Raw genomic sequence first — 18,241 nt, forward strand, 5'->3', positions numbered from 1 at the left:
GGCTGTTTGATTCAAAAGAGGGCGGCACAAAGGCCGCCCAATCTCCCTTAATGTATTCAGGCTTAGAACTTTATATCAATTCCCAAGTTCAGACCCCAGCTTTGGTAGTCGTCCGCGCCAATGCCATCATAGATGATACCCGCGGTCATAACGACATCGGTATCAGGCGTATACCGGCCACCTAGGTGCACACGGCCGCGCCCCCCGTCAAAACTTGGAATGACACTCTCGGCGAAACCAGTACCTGAATTTTCAGACATGATCGCCGACAGGCCGCCGGTTAAGATTAGCTCACCATTGGGAACTTCCAGCGGTTGTGCAAAGTCCAAGCTAAGGACCACATCGGTCGTCGTGATGCTTTGCGCCGCAACATCGCGATCAGCGGCGTCAACGAAGGACTGTTGCTCATCTTTCATATGCGTTGCAGCCAGACTAGGTGTGAGCGTAAGTTCACCATATTCCAATGTACCGGCGACCTTAACACTCGCAAGTGTGCGCTCTGTGTCGAACTCCGCAACCATTGTACCGTCCGAACTGATCTCGTTTTCAGTTTGTCCAACAAGATAGCGGGCTTCGAAATACAGCGGTTGGTCAGGCAGTTTTGCGACAAGATAGGGGCCAGCCAGATACCCGGTGCCTTCTGTAGTGACATCGCCACTTTCTTGGATCGCGTGATCAAACTCCAAAATAACGCCGACTAGCGCATCAGGCGTAATCGCATAGTGGGCTCCGACTGCGCCAAAAAGATACTTGTTTTCGGTATCATCTGATTCAGACCAGTTACCCAGTAAACGGCCCCATACAGGATACCCAGCGCCTGTCGAAACATCAAAGTTCCCACTGCCCTGCGTTGCCGACATATCGATACCGCCCTGTGCAGCACCTGACAAAAATCCAATCAAATCAGGTTGAGCCGCGATCGTTTGGCTTGCACGTGTTTGCATAAAACTCGCGATGTTTTCTTGGGTTTCAGGAACTGGCAGCCCAGAAACCGCTGTCAGCACAAGCGGCACTGAAGTCAGGCCAACGCCGTCAACGACGACGATCGTGATGTTGCCAGATTGTTGCGGTTCATTTGACGTGATCGTAAATGTACCGCCTGTCGCAACAACTGTCTGCGTGGTCCCGTCGGGGAATGTGACTTCTACTGTTGCACCGTCTTCGGCGTTACCGGAAACTGTTAGGCTGCTGTCGTCATTGGTGATCACAACCGTGTTCGTCGGTTGTTCCGGCGGTGTAGTGTCTTCGGGCGGGTTGATCGTGATCGTCACCGTATCCGCAAGCGAAGTTGCGCCGTCATCATCCGTCACCACAAGCGAAAACACGTGTGTCACAGGCAAGTCGCTATCCAGCAGAAGCGAGCTATCTGTAAATGTTGGGTTCTGAACGCTACTCGATGCAAACGCATTGGACACATCACCAGTCCCCCCAGTTCGGGTCCAAGCATAGCTGGCAATCGTACCGTCGGTGTCAGTGCCGGAACCAGCTAGGGTCACTAATGTTCCTGAAGTCACAGCTTGGGCTGGACCAGCTTCGGCAGTAGGTGTGGCGTTTGGTGGGGCCGTCACTGTAACAGTGAAACTAACATTTGCAGTTTTGCCATCGCTCGCAACCGCGGTGTAGGTGACGAGTGTCGCGCCAATTGGAAAAGCGTCACCAGATGCATGTGTAGAGGTCGCTGGACCAGCCGCACCTGAAACCGAAGGTTCAGCCCACGTTGCAACCGCTGTTGTGGCACCTGGTGCTGCAGTCAAGTTAATGTCTGCAGGTATGCCCGAAAATAGTGGCGTCCCAGTATCCAAAAACACCGTAAAGGTAGGGCTACTAATGGATGAATCGCAAGGTTCCCAAAGCGCAGAAAAACTCCCGGTCAGGGCAATTGAGTACGTACCAGCAGCCAAACCCGTGAACCGAACACCTTGCCAAGAACTAGGTGAACTTAAGCTGCCGCCAGAACATGACGTCGCTTGCGTGGTATTCGCCGCCGTGATCCCGGCGGGTTGAGTAGTGACAAAAAGATTGTTTGCCAACGTTACCGTTACTGGCCCAGAAAGTGTTACACTCCCCTCGTTGCCACCCCCATGATAACTAGCATACCAAACTGTCACATCGCCATTGGCTTCAACGACATAGGAAACGGCTGTTGAATGGGCAAATGCAGACGTAACCTGCAAAAGCGAAAGAAAAATGATAGATAGAAACCGGGTTGTTGCCTTATGCATTTTCAAAAATGAAGATAGCTCTCTCATCTGAAATATTGCTGTGTACTTCCAAAACCCAAGAATCAACTTCGAAATTTTCGGGCCACCCTCAAAAGATGACCCCGGAATTTCGGTTGTCGTCTTGCTACTCATTACTGTCTTCACTGTGTTTCCCTTAGTTAACTTAACGAAATTATTCCGTTACCTGAGGTCAACTATTTTCAAAATAAGGCAAATTAAAGATAAAACTGAAGCGAAACTTGGGTTAGCTTTTTTGCAATTCTTAATCATAGTCAGAACGCCTATCAGCTGCTAAGGTACCGAAGGTTTCGTATCTTGAAACGCACATACTCCCTGATCAAAGAACGTTACAAATCCCTTTCGGGAATAGTATCCCACTGAGACTCTCTGTGATCATTGTTTCGAGCCGCGTTTGACCTGCACCAAGCTGCCCCCCCTTTTGCATCGATGCTGCGTTCGAGGTCATTTCTCTTACTCATCCGTGCAGTTATTTGCCTTGTGGAGGTTGCTCAAAACTCGTTGGCTTTAGCATTATCAAAATGCGCTGCCAGGATTGCAAAGCGGCTATTCGCCCGCGCTGCAGTATCAGATAGTTAGGGCTCAAAGCGGACATTATATAAATTGGTGCCTAGCCCGGCATCAGGTGGGCCGGAGCCCACCTGAATTTTCTTACAGGTTCGGATACATCGGGAACTTATCGCAGAGCGCTTCGACTTCGGCGCGGACTTTGGCTTCGACGGCGCCGTTGCCTTCTTCGCCGTTGGCGGCAAGCCCGTCGGTGACTTCGACGATCCAGTCGGCGATCTGGCGGAATTCAGCTTCGCCGAACCCGCGTGTGGTGCCTGCGGGTGATCCCAGACGGATGCCGGATGTGACCATTGGTTTTTCGGGGTCAAACGGGATGCCGTTTTTGTTGCAGGTGATATGCGCGCGGCCCAGTGAATTTTCGGTCGCGTTGCCTTTGACCCCTTTGGGGCGCAGGTCGACCAGCATCAGGTGGCTGTCGGTGCCGCCTGAAACAATGTCCAATCCACCTTTCATCAACTGATCCGCCAAGGCTTGGGCGTTCTTCACAACCTGTTCTTGGTAGGATTTGAATTCTGGGCGCAGGGCTTCGCCGAATGCCACGGCTTTACCAGCGATGACGTGCATCAAGGGGCCGCCTTGGATACCGGGGAAGATGGCAGAGTTCACCTTTTTCGCGATATCCGCATCATTGGTGCAGATCATGCCGCCGCGTGGGCCGCGCAGGGTTTTATGCGTGGTTGTGGTGGCGACATGCGCGTGCGGGAAGGGTGACGGGTAGATGCCCGCGGCCACAAGACCCGCAAAGTGGGCCATGTCAACCATCAGGATCGCGCCAACGGAATCCGCAATCTCGCGCATTTTTGCGAAATCAATGATGCGCGGGATCGCTGAACCGCCTGCGATGATCATCTTGGGCTGGTGTTCGGTGGCAAGGGTCTGGACTTCGTCATAGTCGAGCAGGCTGTCCTGACGGCGCACACCGTATTGCACGGCGTTGTAGATTTTGCCCGATTGGTTTGGCTTGGCGCCGTGGGTCAGGTGACCGCCTGCGTCCAGTGACATGCCCAGAATGGTGTCGCCCGGTTTAATCAGCGCGTTATAGACGCCTTGGTTCGCTTGCGAGCCTGAATTCGGCTGCACGTTCACGTATTCGCAACCAAACAGCTGCTTGGCGCGGTCGATGGCGATGTTTTCTGCAACATCCACATGTTCGCAGCCACCATAGTAGCGGCGGCCCGGATAGCCTTCGGCGTATTTGTTGGTCATCACGCTACCTTGGGCTTCCATGACGGCGGCAGAGACGATGTTTTCAGAGGCGATCAGTTCGATCTCTTTGCGCTGGCGGCCCAGTTCGGCCTGAATTGCCGCGTGGATTTCAGGATCGCGCGTATCAAGTGTTTCGGTGAAAAAGCCGGCGTCGCGGACGTTTGCTGTCATGGGGGTGTTCCTTGTCTCAGGGGCCTAATGCAAAGTGATGGCATCTCTTACCGCAGGACGCCGCGGTGCTAAAGCATCAAAACGACCATGATCTTTATGAGCGCGTCATAGGGGTCGTTTATCGGCGGCTTGCGTTTCAGGGGTGATCCCATCACTAATAGCAGGAGTAAGAGGACCAATTTGCCGATGTCGCAGCCCAAAATCGCCTTTGTTGCCAGCCCCGTGCCGACCGCGCAAAGCGCGCTGGATGCGTTGTCGGGGCTATACGGGAATAGGCCGCCTGATCAGGCGGATATGATTGTCGCCTTGGGTGGTGACGGGTTTATGCTTGATACATTGCACGGGACCCAAGGGCTGGACCTGCCGGTTTATGGCATGAACCGCGGCACGGTCGGGTTCTTGATGAATGCCTATAGCGCGGATGATCTGGTTGAACGGCTGAACGCCGCCGTTGAAGAGGTGATCAACCCGCTTGCCATGACGGCCCTGACCGTTGACGGGCAAATGCACGAGGCATTGGCCATCAACGAGGTCAGCCTTTTGCGCGCAGGCCCGCAAGCGGCCAAATTGCGCATTTCGGTTGATGGCAAGATGCGCCTGTCCGAACTGGTTTGTGATGGCGCGTTGCTTGCGACGCCTGCGGGGTCAACGGCCTATAATTATTCCGCACATGGCCCGATCCTGCCGATTGGTTCCGATGTGCTGGCATTAACTGCGATGTCGGCGTTTCGCCCGCGCCGCTGGCGTGGTGCCTTGCTGCCCAAACGCGCCATTGTCCGTTTTGATGTGATCGACCCTGGCAAGCGTCCGGTCATGGCAGATGCCGACGGGAAATCCGTGCGCGACGTGGCCAACGTTGAAATCCGCTCCGAGCCGATGGTCAAACACCGGATCCTGTTCGATCCGGGCCATGGGCTTGAAGAACGGCTGATCCGCGAACAGTTTGTCTAGGGAGACCGCGCTATGAAAATTCAGGTGGAAACAACCGTAAAGGCAACAATCCAGACGGTTTGGGCCTGCTGGACAACCCCGGCCGATATTATGTAGTGGAATGCGGCTTCGGATGATTGGCACACGACGGCGGCAACTGTTGATTTGCGCGCAGGCGGCAAGTTTTCGTCGCGGATGGAGGCCAAGGACGGTAGCATGGGTTTTGACTTTGCGGGCACATATACGTTGGTGGATGCGCCAAACCGGATCGTTGCGACATTTGGCGACAGGCAGATGGCGGTGTCATTTGTCGAAACGGCGGATGGCGTAGCCGTCACCGAAGAATTCGACGCAGAAGAAGAAAATGATTACGACATGCAGCGGGCCGGCTGGCAGGCCATTCTGGACAGCTTCAAGCGCCACGTTGAAGGGCTGTCGTGACGATGCGCGTCGCGCAACCCCTTAATAAAATTGACCAAATGGTTAATGCGTCATTTGCGGGTGCAGCAATTCCGAATCGCCATCCAATGCTGTGATGCAGCATTCGATACAGGTTGGCCGATTGCGCCGGTAGTGATGGAAATGCATGCGATTATTCAGCGTAAGGCCGCAAATTTAGCCGGATTCACCCGCTACAACCTATTTCCAGAACGCGCGAAACTGCTATAGTTGCTTGAAAAGCGGGAATAAACCCGAACGACGTGATATGTGTTTTGGGAGGCTAAGTTATGATCCGATCTGAATTGATCCAAAAAATTGCTGATGAGAACCCGCATTTGTATCAACGCGACGTTGAGAAAATTGTGAACACGATCTTTGATGAGATCACTGACGCTATGTCGCGGGGCGACCGGGTCGAATTGCGTGGCTTTGGCGCGTTTTCCGTGAAAAAACGGGATCAGCGTATTGGCCGCAACCCGCGCACGGGTGAAGCGGTTGAAGTCGAAGAAAAACATGTTCCGTTCTTCAAGACCGGCAAGCTTTTGCGGGATCGCCTGAACGGCAACTAAGAGGACGTTATGAAAACCATTCGCTATGCCTTTTGGGCCATTGCTGCACTTTGCCTGATTGTCATCGGGCTGGCCAACCGTGACGTTGTGACGGTGCGCGCGATGCCAAAGGCGCTTGCCGATCTGTTGGGTCTGTCACCGGATGTGCAACTGCCGCTGTATATCGTCATCTTTCTGGGTGTCGGTGTCGGGCTTTTGATCGGCTTTCTTTGGGAATGGGTGCGTGAACACCGCATCCGCGCGCAATCGCGTGCCAAAAGCCGCGAGCTGGACGGGTTGCGCCGTGAGGTGCAAAAGCTGCGCGGCGAAGCAGTGGGCGCAAAAGACAGCGATGACGTGTTGGCGATTTTGGAAAACGCGCGCTGATGCCATCACAGGTGCGTGTGAAAATCTGCGGGCTGCGGACTGTGGCTGATGTTATGGCCGCATCCGATGCCGGAGCGGCCTATGTCGGGTTCAATTTTTTCCCCAAATCGCCGCGCTATGTCAGCCCCGAACAGGCCCGCGATCTGGCGATTGAGGTGCCTGTCGGCATTGCCAAAGTCGGACTTGTGGTGAATGCGGATGACGCGCTGCTGGACCGGCTGGCAGAGATTGTACCGCTTGATATGTTGCAGTTGCACGGCGCTGAAACGCCGGAACGCGTTGCGCAAATCCGCGCGCGTTATGGGCTGCCCGTGATCAAGGTGCTGGGCATTTCAGGTCCGGATGATCTTGAGGCGATTGACCGCTATAGTCTGGTGGCCGATCAGTTGCTGGTCGACGCAAAACCTCCCAAGGACGCGGTGCTGCCTGGTGGCAACGGTGTGCGTTTTGACTGGTCGCTGCTGGCGCGCCGCAAATATTGGACCAAACCGTGGATGCTTGCCGGTGGGCTGACCCCTGAAAACGTTGCCCAAGCGATCGCCCAAACAGGCGCAATGCAGGTTGATGTGGCATCCGGTGTGGAATCCGCCCCGGGCTGCAAAGACGCGGGCCTGATGCGGGCATTTTGTGCGGCGGCGCGTGGGGCTTAACCCTGCATTGACTGTGTCCTGACAAAATTGACGCATGAAACATGCAGTCATTCCCATTACACCCGAAATCTGGTTCCGGCATTTATTCTCTGCACAGGCCGCGCTTGACGGTGGGGTTGTGCGCCGCAAATCGCGGGATATGGAACGGATTGTCGGGCGCGCGGCCTTTATCGCGGAAATCCAAAGACGGGGATATTCAGCCGTTGAAAATGCTGGGCAGGTGGTTGTCTTTTGCAATGCTGAACCCGTGCGCGTGATCGTGGGGTAGTCAATTTCTATTCTAGAAATTGGGGCCAAACCCTCAATGAGGGTTTGCAGGCAGAGTTTCAGTGAAACTCTGCTGTGCTTGTCTGCTTTACCATTCCCCGCAATAGCGATAGTCCTGAGCTGCGCGACAAAGTGAGATGTGACATGCCCAACGATCTATTCAACAGCTTCATGACCGGTCCCGATGAAAAGGGACGTTTTGGTGATTTCGGGGGCCGTTTTGTGTCGGAAACCCTGATGCCGCTGATCCTCGAACTTGAGGAACAGTATGAGTTCGCCAAAACGGACGATGCGTTCTGGGCTGAGATGAATGATCTTTGGACCAATTACGTGGGCCGCCCCAGCCCGCTGTATCACGCCGAACGGCTGACCGAACATTTGGGCGGTGCAAAGATCTATCTCAAACGTGACGAGCTGAACCACACAGGCGCGCATAAGATTAACAACGTGCTGGGCCAGATCATTCTGGCGCGCCGCATGGGTAAAACCCGGATTATCGCCGAAACGGGCGCGGGTCAGCACGGCGTTGCAACGGCGACAGTTTGTGCGAAATTTGGTCTCAAATGTGTGGTCTATATGGGCGCGCATGATGTTGAACGCCAAGCGCCGAATGTGTTCCGCATGCGCCTGCTGGGCGCCGAAGTTGTGCCTGTCACATCGGGCCGTGGGACGCTGAAAGACGCGATGAATGACGCGCTGCGCGACTGGGTCACCAATGTGCGTGACACGTTCTACTGCATCGGCACTGTGGCTGGGCCGCACCCTTACCCCGCGATGGTGCGTGATTTCCAAGCGATCATCGGCAAGGAAACCAAAGAACAAATGCAAGCCGCCGAAGGCCGTTTGCCCGACACGCTGATCGCCGCGATTGGTGGCGGATCGAATGCGATGGGCCTGTTTTTCCCTTTCCTTGACGACAAATCAGTGAATATCATCGGCGTTGAGGCCGGCGGCAAAGGCGTAAACGCCAAGATGGAACATTGCGCGTCGCTGACCGGTGGCCGCCCGGGTGTGCTGCACGGCAACCGCACCTATCTGTTGCAAGATGACGACGGCCAGATATTGGAAGGGTTCAGCATCTCGGCCGGCCTTGATTATCCGGGCATCGGCCCCGAACACGCTTGGTTGCATGAAATCGGCCGCGCACAATATGTGTCGATCACCGATGTCGAAGCGCTTGAGGCGTTCCAGCTTTGCTGTGCATTGGAAGGGATTATTCCTGCGCTCGAACCGTCGCACGCGCTGGCCCATGTCATGAAAATTGCGCCGACACTGCCCAAGGATCATCTGTTGGTGATGAATATGTGTGGCCGTGGCGACAAGGATATCTTTACCGTCGCCAAGCACCTTGGCTTTGATATGAAGGCCTAAATCAGGCCGTTTGCGTACTGCCGCAGCACATCTATCGGCACGATTTCCAACGCGCGTATATGTGTGGCGTGCAGATTGATCTGCGGCGCGCAGCCTTCGGCGTGCGCCTGAAAGAAACGGCTGGCGCACAGGCACCAGCTATCGCCGGCCTTTAGCCCCGCAAAGCCGAATTCGGGGCGCGGCGTGCTCAGGTCATTTCCGAAATATTTGGAATAGGCTAGAAATTCGTCGGTCATGATGGCACAGACCGTATGGCTACCTGTGTCTTGCGCACAGGTATCGCACGAACCGTTACGAAAATATCCGGTGACCGGATTAAGGGAGCAGGGGGCCAACGGGCCACCCAGCACATTGAAAGACGGGTCTTTATCCATGATTGGCCAGACTTTCTGCGATCTGTTGGAACATCACTTCGTTTTCGCGGCTGACGCCGTCCTCGCGGAATGCGCGGTCAGCGCTATGTACTGCGATGACGACCTGATTGATTTGATCAATATAGATATATTGCCCGTAAATGCCACGCGCCAGAAACTGCCCATCTTGGCAGCCCATAGGCACCCACCATTGATAGCCATAGCCGATTTCGCCGGGCGCGGTTTTGGCGCTGGCGCGGGTTGATTGTGCAACCCAATCGGCAGGGACAATCTGATTGCCTTGCCACATACCGCCCTGCGCCATCATCTGCCCGAAGCGGGCATTGTCGCGGGTCGTGCTGTTCAGCCCACCCAGCACAAAGGCGACCCCGTTGCCATCGGTCACGTAATAGGGAGCCTGTTCCATGCCCAAAGGTCCGATGATTTTCGCATGCAAAAGCTCAGCACAGCCGCGCCCAGTGGCCCCCCGAATGACCATGCCCAAAACATGGGTGTCGATGGATACATATTCCATCCGGGCACCGGGTGCGGCTGCGCTGGCCTTTTGCTTTTGCGCAAACACGTCCATTGATCCGCCAAGCGCCAGCACCCGCCCCATGCGGTTGATATCGGAAAAGAAGGCAAGATAGTCTTCGTCAAACTGCAGCCCCGACGACATCTGCAACACGTCCTTGATTGTCGCGTGGTGATAGGCGGTGCCGGCCATGCTTGGCGCGTATTTCAGGACAGGATCGTCAATGCTGTCGATTGCGCCTTCGGCCAGGATCACCCCGAACAGGGCCGACAGGTAGCTTTTGGAAACCGACCAGTTGATCCGCAAATCATCCGCACCTGTGCCGTGGAAATATTCCTCGCATACGCGCGCCCCGTCTTTGAGGATCACCAGTGCCGTCACATTGCGCGCGTTGATCCAGTGTTGCATTGCAGGGGTGATCGCCATTGGCGTGCCCGCTGGCAGGGGGATGATAGTGTTTGCTGCGGGCAGGCGGTCGGTGTTGAATGCCATGTCCATATGCGAAAAATTATGGAAAATGTTTTCGGCTGAGAACAGTTTCAGCACATGGCGCAGCCGCTTGATTTCTGTGCGTTTGATCATCGCGACCGTGGTCAGCGCGCCTGCGGCAATTGCTGCAGTCAAAGTCAGTGGGTGCATGTCAAATCGGTCCTTGTTCGGGGCACCATGCCGCGTTCAATCAGCCGAGGCAATGCCATCCCAGCGCACCCAACGCCCGTGAAAATCAGCGCGCCCCAGTGCAATGGTCAGATCACCGGGCCAAAGCCGTAGCGTCAGTGCCGCGCCGGGGGCGTTGCCATCGGTTTCCATGGTGAACCACGCCAGCGGGCTGTCACTGGTGGCTGTGCGCCCCGCCTGTTCGATTATCGCGGTGCCTTGCGCTTGCTTGTCTGCAGGGAAATACTGCCATGCCACGGTGCTATAGATCATATGCAACTGCCCGTGGTGATGGTCCAGTTGCCCATTCAGCCAATCAATGGCGTCGCCCTTTGTAACCGGCGTTTTTGCGGTCGCAATTGCCGCGCGGGTCAATGTCATCCGTGTCGGCTGATCGGCCCAGAGATAAGATTGCAGCCTCTGCGCATCTGCCTGTGGGTCAAGCGGGTTCAGATCAACGCCCGCCCGCGCAATGACATCGGGGCGGGTTGGTGGTGGTGGCGATCCGGTCCAGTCGGGGCGCAGCACCAAGGCAGGGTCGGCGGCACCAAAAATGGTGCCGTCAATATCCAACCCGTATTGATCCCAGTAAAGGTTTAACCCTGCGCTTGCGCCCAGTTCGGAAATACGGATCGGCAGGCCGAACCGGTCGGAAAGAACGTGACCGGCTGCGATCAGAACGGCTGATCTGCGGACTTCGTTGGTTTGCGGGGCTTGGTCCAGATGGGTGTTGATCGTATCGGGTGCGCGCAAAATTGCGTCACAAACAGCATCCCAAAGCACGGTATCATCGGTGTTGTTTGGCGGGTAAACCTGCGCGAGCATGGCATCCCCCGACAGCTTGCACGCATGCAGCGCCCCCGCCAGCCGCAGCGGCACGGATTGCCCGCTTGGGTGCAGGTCGCCTTGCCATGTGAAAATGCGGTCGGTGATCGCGCAATCCGGCCAGTCGCGTGTCGCGCACAGGCGCATGAGCTGCGCCATAAAGGGTGATCCCAAGTCATCGCAAGAAGCGGCTTGGTAAAGAAAAGCATCTTTGACATGGGGTGGTATCATCGGAAGCGATCCACAAGTTTTTGCATCGCAGAACGGTTGTCATCTTCGGCAGGGGCGGTTTCGACAACGGGTTTTGGCTTTGACTTGCTTGTCGATGATCGCGCTGGCGCGACGCGCAATGCGATGGCGTTCAGGAACTTTGGCCCGTCACCCGTAACCAGCTCGGTAATCCCGTCGCTTAGCCCGCGCAATACGTCATCCAGCCATGCGGCGTCTGCCTTGGCGAAATCGCGCAAGACATAGCCTGCGACCGCGTCCTTGTGGCCAGGATGACCGATGCCCATGCGCACGCGGTCGTAATCGGGGCCGATATGACCGTGGATCGACCGCAACCCGTTATGGCCTGCGTGGCCGCCACCGGTTTTCAGCCGGACCTTGCCTGGCGCCAAATCCAGTTCGTCGTGGAAAACAATAACATCTTCGGGCGCGGCCTTGAGATAGCGCATTGCCTCTCCCACGGACTGGCCGGACAGGTTCATAAATGTCTCGGGCTTGAGCAAGGCGACTTTTTCAGACCCGATGCGCCCCTCGCTCAGCTGGCCTTGGAACTTGCTCCGCCACGGTGCGAACCCGTGATCAGCAGCGATACGATCAACGGCCATAAAGCCGATGTTGTGACGGTTTTGCGCGTATTTCGCGCCGGGATTGCCAAGGCCTACGATCAGTTTCATAGGGCTTACTTACCCTATGCCGCAGTGCAGCGCTAGTGTTTCGTCTGACATAGGTCGTGATCGGCCAGTGATGTCAGCACATAACAATCACCCGCGCGGCCCGCCCCATAGCAATTGGTGGCAATGCGTGACAATTCCGTTTCGAGCCGTCGCAGCCGCGCGATCTTGGATTGCACGTCGGCCAACTGGGTTTGCGCAATCGCATTGGCCTGTGCGCAGGACCTGTCGGGGTGGTCATGCAAGGTGATCAGCGCCTTGATGGCGTCAATCGCAAAACCCAGATCACGCGCGTGTTTGATGAATGCCAAACGGTCAAGCCCAGATTGGGAATAGCGGCGCTGATTGCCGGCGGTACGTTCGGGCGGCGGCAATAGCCCCATGTCTTCGTAATAGCGGATCGTCGCGATTTTCACCCCTGTCCGGTCCGAAAGCGCGCCAATGGAAAACATCGTGAAAAAACCTCTTGAACCTCTAGTCACTAGAGACCCTACATAGGCTGCGATGACAAATAAAGGAGAATCGCATGGCGGGATGTTGCGGGCATGAGGCCCAGTTTGAAGGGGTATCAGCGGATTACAAGCGGCGGCTTTGGGCTGTGATCGCGATTAATGCGGGCATGTTCGGGGTGGAAATGGTGGCGGGCCATGCAGCGCAAAGTCAGGCGTTGCAGGCCGATGCGCTGGACTTCTTTGGCGATGCGGTGACCTATGGGATTTCACTGGCGGTGATTGGCGCGTCCTTGCGGGTGCGCAGCACGGCGGCACTGGCCAAGGGGATCAGCCTGCTATTGATGGGGCTTTGGGTGTTCGGGTCAACGGCCTACCGTGTGTTTAACACGGGTGTTCCCACGGCTGAAATCATGGGCGGCATCGGGTTTCTGGCGTTGCTTGCCAATCTGGCCAGTGTTGCGCTGCTGATGCGCTACAAGGACGGGGACGCAAATGTGCGGTCGGTCTGGTTGTGTTCGCGCAATGATGCGATTGGCAATATCGCCGTGATGGTGGCCGCACTTGGCGTTTGGGGCACCGCGACAGGCTGGCCCGACCTGATCGTTGCGGGCGTTATGGCGGCGCTATTTGTGTCAAGCGCCACGCAGATTATCCGGCAGGCGCGGGCCGAACGCGCGCGCGCTATTGCCTTGTAATACGGGCGCCGGTTTCGGCCGAAAACAAGGTCACAGCGCCCGGAGCAATCGCCAGGTGGATAGGGTCGGTGCGGTTTTCATCGATCCGGCCAGGGATGCGCGCGGTCAGTGTCGTGTCGGCCAGTTTGAACGTCACGTAGCATTCCGCGCCCGTGTTTTCGATCATCAGCGGTTCAACGCAAAGATCGGCGGGCGTTTGCGACAGCGACAGATGCTCGGGGCGCAGGCCCAGCTGCACATCGGGCGGCAGGTCGCGCGCCTGCCAGTCAGGGATCGCGAGCTGGGTGTTGCCAACCGCAAGCCCCGTTTCAGTCACGGTTGCGGGCACGATATTCATTGGCGGTGATCCCATAAAGTCGGCGACAAATGTATTGGCGGGCGTGTCGTAAATCTCGGCGGGCGTGCCGATCTGCTGCACATATCCGTCCTTTAGCACAACAATCCGCGTCGCCAGCGTCATTGCCTCGATCTGGTCATGGGTGACATAGACGATGCTTGCGCCGGTGGTCTTGTGCAGCCGCTTTATTTCGGCGCGCATTTCGACGCGCAGCTTGGCATCAAGGTTGGACAGGGGTTCGTCAAACAAGAACAGCTTGGGATCACGCACCAACGCGCGGCCCATCGCAACCCTTTGGCGCTGCCCGCCCGAAAGCTGCGCAGGCTGGCGATCAAGCAGGTGGTCAATTTGCAAAAGCTTTGCAACCTCTGAGATCCGCGCGTCCATCGCGGCCTTGGGTGTCTTGCGGATTTTCATCCCAAAGCCGATATTTTCGCCCACGGTCATCGTGGGGTAAAGCGCGTAGGACTGGAAAACCATCGCTATATCGCGGTCTTTTGGCGGCACTTGGGTCACATCGCGGCCGCCGATATGCAAACTGCCACCTGTGATTACTTCGAGCCCCGCGATGCAGTTCAGCAATGTGGATTTGCCGCAGCCCGACGGGCCGACCAGCACAAGAAATTCGCCTTCGGCCATGGTGATGGCAATGTCATGCAAGACATCAACCGCACCATATGATTTCTTAAGATTAATGGCTTCCAGAGCCGCAATGTTTGTGCTGTCGAGTGCCATTCAAGCCTCCTTTGGGGCGGGGCCGGTCGAGCCGCGCACGATCAGTTCAATATCCTGTAGCCGCTGCAATTCCAGGGCAGGGGTGCCGTTCAGGTGATCCAGTAAAATATCGGCAAGCGGGGTGCAGGCGTCGCGCAACGGCGCGCGCGTGACGGTTAGCGCCGGATCAAAATTAATCGCCCGTGTCAGGGGCAGCGCGTCGTCATGGGCCATGACCGAAACATCATGCGGCACGCGCAGCCCGCGGTCGCGCACGGCACGGATGACACCCGCAGCAATAACGGTTGATGCGCAAATGAACGCGGTTGGCGGGGTCGGGCCTGCCAGCATATCAAGCGCCTTGGTGTAGCCGTCGCTTTCATAGGTGGCCTCGTTTGCGATCGGGGTTTGTGTCAGACCAAGACCACGGGCCGCATCGTCGAAACCGGCCAAACGGTCGGACGCATAGGCATGCCGCAGTTTGCCATTGATCAGGGCGATCCGCTGGTGCCCCAGATTTGACAGCATCTTTACTGAACGCGCCGATACCGCCTTGTTGTCGATGCCAAAGCTCGGGTAGGTCGGGTCGGGACGATCCTGCCCGTGCAGCACAAACGGAATCCCGCGTTCAAGCAAAAAGCTTACCCGCGGGTCATTGGTGGTCGGCGCGTTCAATATAAACCCGTCCAGAATATCGCGTTCCAGCAATTTCTTGTAGGGTGTGACCGGATCGTCATCTTGATCAACTGCAAGCACAAGGTCAGTTTCGCGCCGCGATAGCGCGGCCGTCAATCCGGTGAGAATTTCGAAAAATGTCTGATCAGCGCTCATGTCGGCTTTGATTTTGACGATCATCCCGACCATGCCCGACCGTCCGGTAACAAGGCGCTGCGCCACGCGGTTGGGCCGGTAGCCGAGCCTGTCCGCGACTTCTTGTACCTTTTTTCGGGTGTTTTCATTCACCTCGGGAAACCCGTTCAGCGCACGGCTCACGGTTGTCACAGACCAGCCGAGTTCGGCGCTGATTTCCTTGAGTGTGGCCACGGGGCTGCTCCAAATCGTTTAAAGTTGAAATTGGCTATATAGAAATTCAGTCTTAAAATAAAGCAAATAGTTTTTCCAAAACGTTTTGAATAATATTTCAAGTTTGTTAATGTCGCTGCGAATCGAAAGGATAAACGATGCGTGAATGGTGGAGAGACGCGGTGATCTATCAGATCTATCCGCGGTCATTTCAGGATGATAACGGCGACGGGATCGGCGATTTGCGCGGGATCGCGCGCCGCTTGCCTTATGTTGCGGGGCTGGGCGTGGATTGCATCTGGCTGTCGCCTATTTTCATGTCACCGCAAAAAGACATGGGATATGATATTTCCGACTATATGGCGATTGACCCGCTGTTCGGGACAATGGCGGATTTTGACGATCTGATCGCAACGGCGCATGATCTTGGGCTAAAGGTGATCACCGATCAGGTGCTTTCGCATACCTCGGACCAGCATGAATGGTTCCGCCAAAGCCGCCAGAACCGCGATAACCCCAAGGCCGATTGGTACGTCTGGGCTGATCCGCTGCCGGACGGGTCGCCACCAACAAACTGGCACAGCCATTTTGGCGGGCCTGCGTGGGAATTCGACCCGCAGCGGGGGCAGTATTACCTGCATAACTTCCTTGCGGCGCAGCCTGATTTGAACTTCCATAATCCGGATGTTGTCGATGCCATTCTTGAAACCTGCAAGTTCTGGCTTGATCGCGGGTTGGACGGGTTCCGGCTGGATACCGTGAATTACTATGTCCATGACGCGCAATTGCGGTCCAATCCGCCCGCGCAAACGGCCCCGCAGGTGATGGCGACCGATCTTTATGGGATGCAGGACAATATTTACAACAAAAGCCGCCCCGAAAATCTGGATTTCCTGAAAAAGCTGCGCCTGCTGACCAATCAATATGACGACATCATGATGGTCGGCGAAGTTGGCGAAGGCGGACAAAAAGCGATCCGCCTGATGGGTGAATATACCGAAGGCGACACGCATCTGCATATGGCCTACAGCTTTGCGATGCTGGGGCCGGAATTTACGCCCGAACATTTGCGCAATTGCATCGAAGGTTTTCAGCAGGGCGCACCCGGCGGTCACCCGAGCTGGTCGTTCAGCAACCATGACGTGCCGCGCCATGTTACACGTTGGGCGGATCATGCGGTCAGTCCAAATGATCTTGCCCGTCTGACATGTGCCATGCTGATGGCGTTCGAGGGCACAATCGGGATTTATCAGGGCGAAGAGCTGGGCCAGACAGAAACCGTTCTGACCTATGACGAACTGACCGACCCACCCGCGCTGCGCTATTGGCCCGGGATCAAAGGGCGCGACGGTTGCCGCACACCGATGGTCTGGGAACATGACCAGCCAAACGCCGGATTTTCCGATGGCACGCCTTGGTTACCGGTCAAGGATCCGCAAAAAACATGTGCCGTCGATCTGTCCGAAGCGGACAAGGGCAGCACATTACATTTCTACCGCGACGCAATCGCGTTTCGGAAAGAAAACCCCGCGCTTACGATCGGCAAAACCGCGTTCTTGAACCTTGCTGCGCCGTTGCTCGGGTTCACCCGCCACTGTGCCGCGCAGCGGATCACATGTGTTTTCAACATGTCCAAAGACCCGCAAACGCTATCACTTTCCGGCCCCGCGACCATCGTCGGGCCGCACCATGCGCGTCTGGAGGATGCGTCTCTCGTACTGCCCGGCAACGGGTTTGCGTATCTGTCACATGACGGGGAACTTGTCCTGTCTGCCTAATTCAACCACATTCTCTGGGAGGAGAAACAATGAAAAAGACGTTTTCAATCACCGCATTATTGCTGGCAACAGCAATGCCCGCCTATGCGCTTGAGGATGGTGTGATCACTATCTGGACCGGTGCGAACCGTGACAAAGACGCGCTGATGGAAGCAGTCGCCGCGTTCACTGCCGATCTTGGTGTCGAGGTTGTTGTCGAAATCGTGGACCCCGATCTGCCGCAAAAATTCCAGCAAGCTGCAGCAACTGGCGATGGCCCTGATATCGTTTTGTGGGCGCATGACCGTTTTGGCGAATGGGCGGATGGCGGGTTGATCCAGCCGGTTTCCCCATCGGCAAGCTGGTCCGAGGACATTTTGCCCTCTGCGATGGAAGCCATGCAATTTGGTGGCAACACATGGGGCTACCCGCTGGCCGTCGAAGCGGTGACGCTGATCTATAACAAAGACCTGATCGCGACGCCGCCCGCCGCATTCGAAGACATCGCAGGTGCCGATATTACGGGTCAAAAGATCCTTTGGGACTATAACAACACATATTTCACAATGCCGATGCTGATGGCTGGCGGCGGTTACGCGTTCCAAAAGGTCGACGGCGTTTATGACGGCACGGCGACAGGCGTCAACACGGATGGCGCGATTGCAGGGGCTACGGTTCTGAAGGCATTGTTTGACGATGGTGTCATGCCCCAAGGTGTTGATTACGGCGTTATGGACGGCGCGATGCTGAACGGCGAAGTTGCGATGGTTCTGAACGGCCCGTGGTCATGGGCCGGCTTTGAAGAAGCAGGGATCAATATTGGCGTGGCGCCAATTCCGACAGTAAACGGCAATGTCGCGCCGCCGTTCCTTGGGGTGCAGGCACTGGGTATCAATGCGGCGTCACCAAATGCCGATCTGGCGGTTGAGTTGATCGAAAACTATCTGGCCACCGACGAAGGTCTGGCGATCTGGAACGCGAAAAACGGCTTGGGTGCTTTGGCGGATGCGTCGGCAGCGGTTGCGCAAAACAACCCGCTGGTCACCGATATGCTGGCCGTTGCGGCCAACGGCGTGCCAATGCCGTCCAACCCCGAGATGGGCGCATTCTGGGCCGCGATGGCGCCTGCGCTGACCAACATCACGTCGGGTGCAGCAACACCCGAAGATGCGCTGAACGACGCGGCTGCGCGTATCTTGGGCGAATAAGACCG

General features: G+C 56.3%; 20 protein-coding genes. 10 read left to right on the forward strand and 10 right to left on the reverse strand.

Features of this window, described 5'->3' with window-relative positions; genetic code table 11:
- Positions 1 to 62 precede the first annotated feature (62 nt).
- On the reverse strand, positions 63 to 2,366 hold the full coding sequence (locus BM320_RS02690; protein ID WP_131802253.1) for a PKD domain-containing protein: 2,304 nt from the start codon (positions 2,364 to 2,366) through the stop codon (positions 63 to 65).
- A gap of 525 nt (positions 2,367 to 2,891) precedes the next feature.
- Positions 2,892 to 4,187 (reverse strand): serine hydroxymethyltransferase, encoded by a 1,296-nt coding sequence (gene glyA / locus BM320_RS02695; protein WP_090196118.1) that lies wholly within the window; start codon positions 4,185 to 4,187, stop codon positions 2,892 to 2,894.
- A gap of 186 nt (positions 4,188 to 4,373) precedes the next feature.
- Here glyA and BM320_RS02700 point away from each other — a divergent pair, with 186 nt between their 5' ends.
- Positions 4,374 to 5,138 carry an NAD kinase gene (locus tag BM320_RS02700; RefSeq protein WP_090196120.1) on the forward strand — a complete coding sequence of 255 codons (765 nt, stop codon included), beginning with the start codon at positions 4,374 to 4,376 and terminating at the stop codon, positions 5,136 to 5,138.
- A 20-nt stretch (positions 5,139 to 5,158) separates the two neighbouring features.
- Here BM320_RS02700 and BM320_RS16470 read toward each other — a convergent pair whose 3' ends face one another.
- On the reverse strand, positions 5,159 to 5,335 hold the full coding sequence (locus BM320_RS16470; RefSeq protein ID WP_242651039.1) for a hypothetical protein: 177 nt from the start codon (positions 5,333 to 5,335) through the stop codon (positions 5,159 to 5,161).
- On the opposite strand from BM320_RS16470, the gene BM320_RS16475 reads away from it, so the two are divergent.
- From BM320_RS16475 to trpB, 6 genes are all read left to right on the forward strand, one after another.
- Positions 5,313 to 5,558 carry an SRPBCC domain-containing protein gene (locus BM320_RS16475; protein ID WP_242651009.1) on the forward strand — a complete coding sequence of 82 codons (246 nt, stop codon included), beginning with the start codon at positions 5,313 to 5,315 and terminating at the stop codon, positions 5,556 to 5,558. The two genes, BM320_RS16470 and BM320_RS16475, sit on opposite strands and share 23 nt — an antisense overlap.
- Before the next feature lie 287 nt (positions 5,559 to 5,845).
- Positions 5,846 to 6,127, forward strand: a complete 282-nt coding sequence (gene ihfB, locus BM320_RS02715) for an integration host factor subunit beta (protein ID WP_090196126.1) — start codon at positions 5,846 to 5,848, stop codon at positions 6,125 to 6,127.
- A 9-nt stretch (positions 6,128 to 6,136) separates the two neighbouring features.
- Positions 6,137 to 6,493, forward strand: a complete 357-nt coding sequence (locus tag BM320_RS02720) for a LapA family protein (protein ID WP_090196128.1) — start codon at positions 6,137 to 6,139, stop codon at positions 6,491 to 6,493.
- Positions 6,493 to 7,143, forward strand: a complete 651-nt coding sequence (locus tag BM320_RS02725) for a phosphoribosylanthranilate isomerase (RefSeq protein ID WP_090196130.1) — start codon at positions 6,493 to 6,495, stop codon at positions 7,141 to 7,143. Before BM320_RS02720 ends, BM320_RS02725 begins: the two co-directional genes overlap by 1 nt.
- 34 nt (positions 7,144 to 7,177) lie before the next feature.
- Positions 7,178 to 7,411, forward strand: coding sequence for an N-(5'-phosphoribosyl)anthranilate isomerase (locus BM320_RS02730; protein WP_090196133.1), 234 nt, complete (start codon positions 7,178 to 7,180; stop codon positions 7,409 to 7,411).
- 143 nt (positions 7,412 to 7,554) lie between these two features.
- Complete coding sequence (trpB, locus tag BM320_RS02735; protein WP_090196136.1) at positions 7,555 to 8,781, forward strand: tryptophan synthase subunit beta; 1,227 nt, start codon at positions 7,555 to 7,557, stop codon at positions 8,779 to 8,781.
- Here trpB and BM320_RS02740 read toward each other — a convergent pair.
- From BM320_RS02740 to BM320_RS02760, 5 genes are read right to left on the reverse strand one after another with little or no spacing between them, the layout of a single operon-like run.
- Positions 8,778 to 9,155, reverse strand: a complete 378-nt coding sequence (locus BM320_RS02740) for a DUF2237 family protein (protein ID WP_090196138.1) — start codon at positions 9,153 to 9,155, stop codon at positions 8,778 to 8,780. The two genes, trpB and BM320_RS02740, sit on opposite strands and share 4 nt — an antisense overlap.
- Positions 9,148 to 10,308: a serine hydrolase domain-containing protein gene (locus BM320_RS02745; protein WP_090196140.1), complete on the reverse strand. Its 1,161-nt coding sequence runs from the start codon at positions 10,306 to 10,308 to the stop codon at positions 9,148 to 9,150. Before BM320_RS02745 ends, BM320_RS02740 begins: the two co-directional genes overlap by 8 nt.
- A 36-nt stretch (positions 10,309 to 10,344) precedes the next feature.
- Entirely contained in the window at positions 10,345 to 11,382 is a 1,038-nt protein-coding gene (locus BM320_RS02750) for a DUF2332 domain-containing protein (protein ID WP_090196142.1), read from the reverse strand.
- On the reverse strand, positions 11,379 to 12,053 hold the full coding sequence (gene pth / locus BM320_RS02755) for an aminoacyl-tRNA hydrolase (protein ID WP_090196145.1): 675 nt from the start codon (positions 12,051 to 12,053) through the stop codon (positions 11,379 to 11,381). The genes BM320_RS02750 and pth overlap by 4 nt, the downstream gene beginning before the upstream one ends.
- Before the next feature lie 32 nt (positions 12,054 to 12,085).
- Positions 12,086 to 12,502, reverse strand: coding sequence for a MerR family transcriptional regulator (locus BM320_RS02760; protein ID WP_090196148.1), 417 nt, complete (start codon positions 12,500 to 12,502; stop codon positions 12,086 to 12,088).
- A gap of 74 nt (positions 12,503 to 12,576) precedes the next feature.
- Here BM320_RS02760 and BM320_RS02765 point away from each other — a divergent pair, with 74 nt between their 5' ends.
- Complete coding sequence (locus tag BM320_RS02765) at positions 12,577 to 13,197, forward strand: cation efflux transmembrane domain-containing protein (RefSeq protein WP_090196153.1); 621 nt, start codon at positions 12,577 to 12,579, stop codon at positions 13,195 to 13,197.
- On the opposite strand, the gene BM320_RS02770 is transcribed toward BM320_RS02765, so the two are convergent.
- Complete coding sequence (locus tag BM320_RS02770) at positions 13,184 to 14,269, reverse strand: ABC transporter ATP-binding protein (RefSeq protein ID WP_090196156.1); 1,086 nt, start codon at positions 14,267 to 14,269, stop codon at positions 13,184 to 13,186. The two genes, BM320_RS02765 and BM320_RS02770, sit on opposite strands and share 14 nt — an antisense overlap.
- A complete protein-coding gene (locus BM320_RS02775) occupies positions 14,270 to 15,292 on the reverse strand; it encodes a LacI family DNA-binding transcriptional regulator (protein WP_090196159.1) in 1,023 nt (340 codons plus the stop codon). It abuts the gene before it with no gap.
- Positions 15,293 to 15,429: 137 nt separating this feature from the next.
- Between BM320_RS02775 and BM320_RS02780 the strand changes: the two genes are divergently transcribed.
- Both BM320_RS02780 and malE read left to right on the forward strand, forming a co-directional pair.
- The gene (locus BM320_RS02780) at positions 15,430 to 17,049 is read left to right on the forward strand and encodes an alpha-amylase family glycosyl hydrolase (RefSeq protein ID WP_090196161.1); all 1,620 of its coding nucleotides are present in this window, start codon (positions 15,430 to 15,432) and stop codon (positions 17,047 to 17,049) included.
- Positions 17,050 to 17,078: 29 nt separating this feature from the next.
- The gene (gene malE, locus BM320_RS02785) at positions 17,079 to 18,236 is read left to right on the forward strand and encodes a maltose/maltodextrin ABC transporter substrate-binding protein MalE (protein WP_090196165.1); all 1,158 of its coding nucleotides are present in this window, start codon (positions 17,079 to 17,081) and stop codon (positions 18,234 to 18,236) included.
- Positions 18,237 to 18,241: the final 5 nt, after the last annotated feature.

The sequence above is a fragment of the Yoonia tamlensis genome, from assembly GCF_900115105.1.
Lineage (GTDB): Bacteria > Pseudomonadota > Alphaproteobacteria > Rhodobacterales > Rhodobacteraceae > Yoonia > Yoonia tamlensis.

Excerpts from the sequence above, each read along its gene's own strand:
- glyA (WP_090196118.1), bottom strand. The coding sequence starts at position 4,187 with ATGACAGCAAACGTCCGCGACGCCGGCTTTTTCACCGAAACACTTGAT.
- BM320_RS02700 (WP_090196120.1), top strand. The coding sequence starts at position 4,374 with ATGTCGCAGCCCAAAATCGCCTTTGTTGCCAGCCCCGTGCCGACCGCG.
- BM320_RS16475 (WP_242651009.1), top strand. The coding sequence starts at position 5,313 with ATGGAGGCCAAGGACGGTAGCATGGGTTTTGACTTTGCGGGCACATAT.
- BM320_RS16470 (WP_242651039.1), bottom strand. The coding sequence starts at position 5,335 with ATGCTACCGTCCTTGGCCTCCATCCGCGACGAAAACTTGCCGCCTGCG.
- ihfB (WP_090196126.1), top strand. The coding sequence starts at position 5,846 with ATGATCCGATCTGAATTGATCCAAAAAATTGCTGATGAGAACCCGCAT.
- BM320_RS02720 (WP_090196128.1), top strand. The coding sequence starts at position 6,137 with ATGAAAACCATTCGCTATGCCTTTTGGGCCATTGCTGCACTTTGCCTG.
- BM320_RS02725 (WP_090196130.1), top strand. The coding sequence starts at position 6,493 with ATGCCATCACAGGTGCGTGTGAAAATCTGCGGGCTGCGGACTGTGGCT.
- BM320_RS02730 (WP_090196133.1), top strand. The coding sequence starts at position 7,178 with ATGAAACATGCAGTCATTCCCATTACACCCGAAATCTGGTTCCGGCAT.
- trpB (WP_090196136.1), top strand. The coding sequence starts at position 7,555 with ATGCCCAACGATCTATTCAACAGCTTCATGACCGGTCCCGATGAAAAG.
- BM320_RS02740 (WP_090196138.1), bottom strand. The coding sequence starts at position 9,155 with ATGGATAAAGACCCGTCTTTCAATGTGCTGGGTGGCCCGTTGGCCCCC.
- BM320_RS02745 (WP_090196140.1), bottom strand. The coding sequence starts at position 10,308 with ATGCACCCACTGACTTTGACTGCAGCAATTGCCGCAGGCGCGCTGACC.
- BM320_RS02750 (WP_090196142.1), bottom strand. The coding sequence starts at position 11,382 with ATGATACCACCCCATGTCAAAGATGCTTTTCTTTACCAAGCCGCTTCT.
- pth (WP_090196145.1), bottom strand. The coding sequence starts at position 12,053 with ATGAAACTGATCGTAGGCCTTGGCAATCCCGGCGCGAAATACGCGCAA.
- BM320_RS02760 (WP_090196148.1), bottom strand. The coding sequence starts at position 12,502 with ATGTTTTCCATTGGCGCGCTTTCGGACCGGACAGGGGTGAAAATCGCG.
- BM320_RS02765 (WP_090196153.1), top strand. The coding sequence starts at position 12,577 with ATGGCGGGATGTTGCGGGCATGAGGCCCAGTTTGAAGGGGTATCAGCG.
- BM320_RS02770 (WP_090196156.1), bottom strand. The coding sequence starts at position 14,269 with ATGGCACTCGACAGCACAAACATTGCGGCTCTGGAAGCCATTAATCTT.
- BM320_RS02780 (WP_090196161.1), top strand. The coding sequence starts at position 15,430 with ATGCGTGAATGGTGGAGAGACGCGGTGATCTATCAGATCTATCCGCGG.
- malE (WP_090196165.1), top strand. The coding sequence starts at position 17,079 with ATGAAAAAGACGTTTTCAATCACCGCATTATTGCTGGCAACAGCAATG.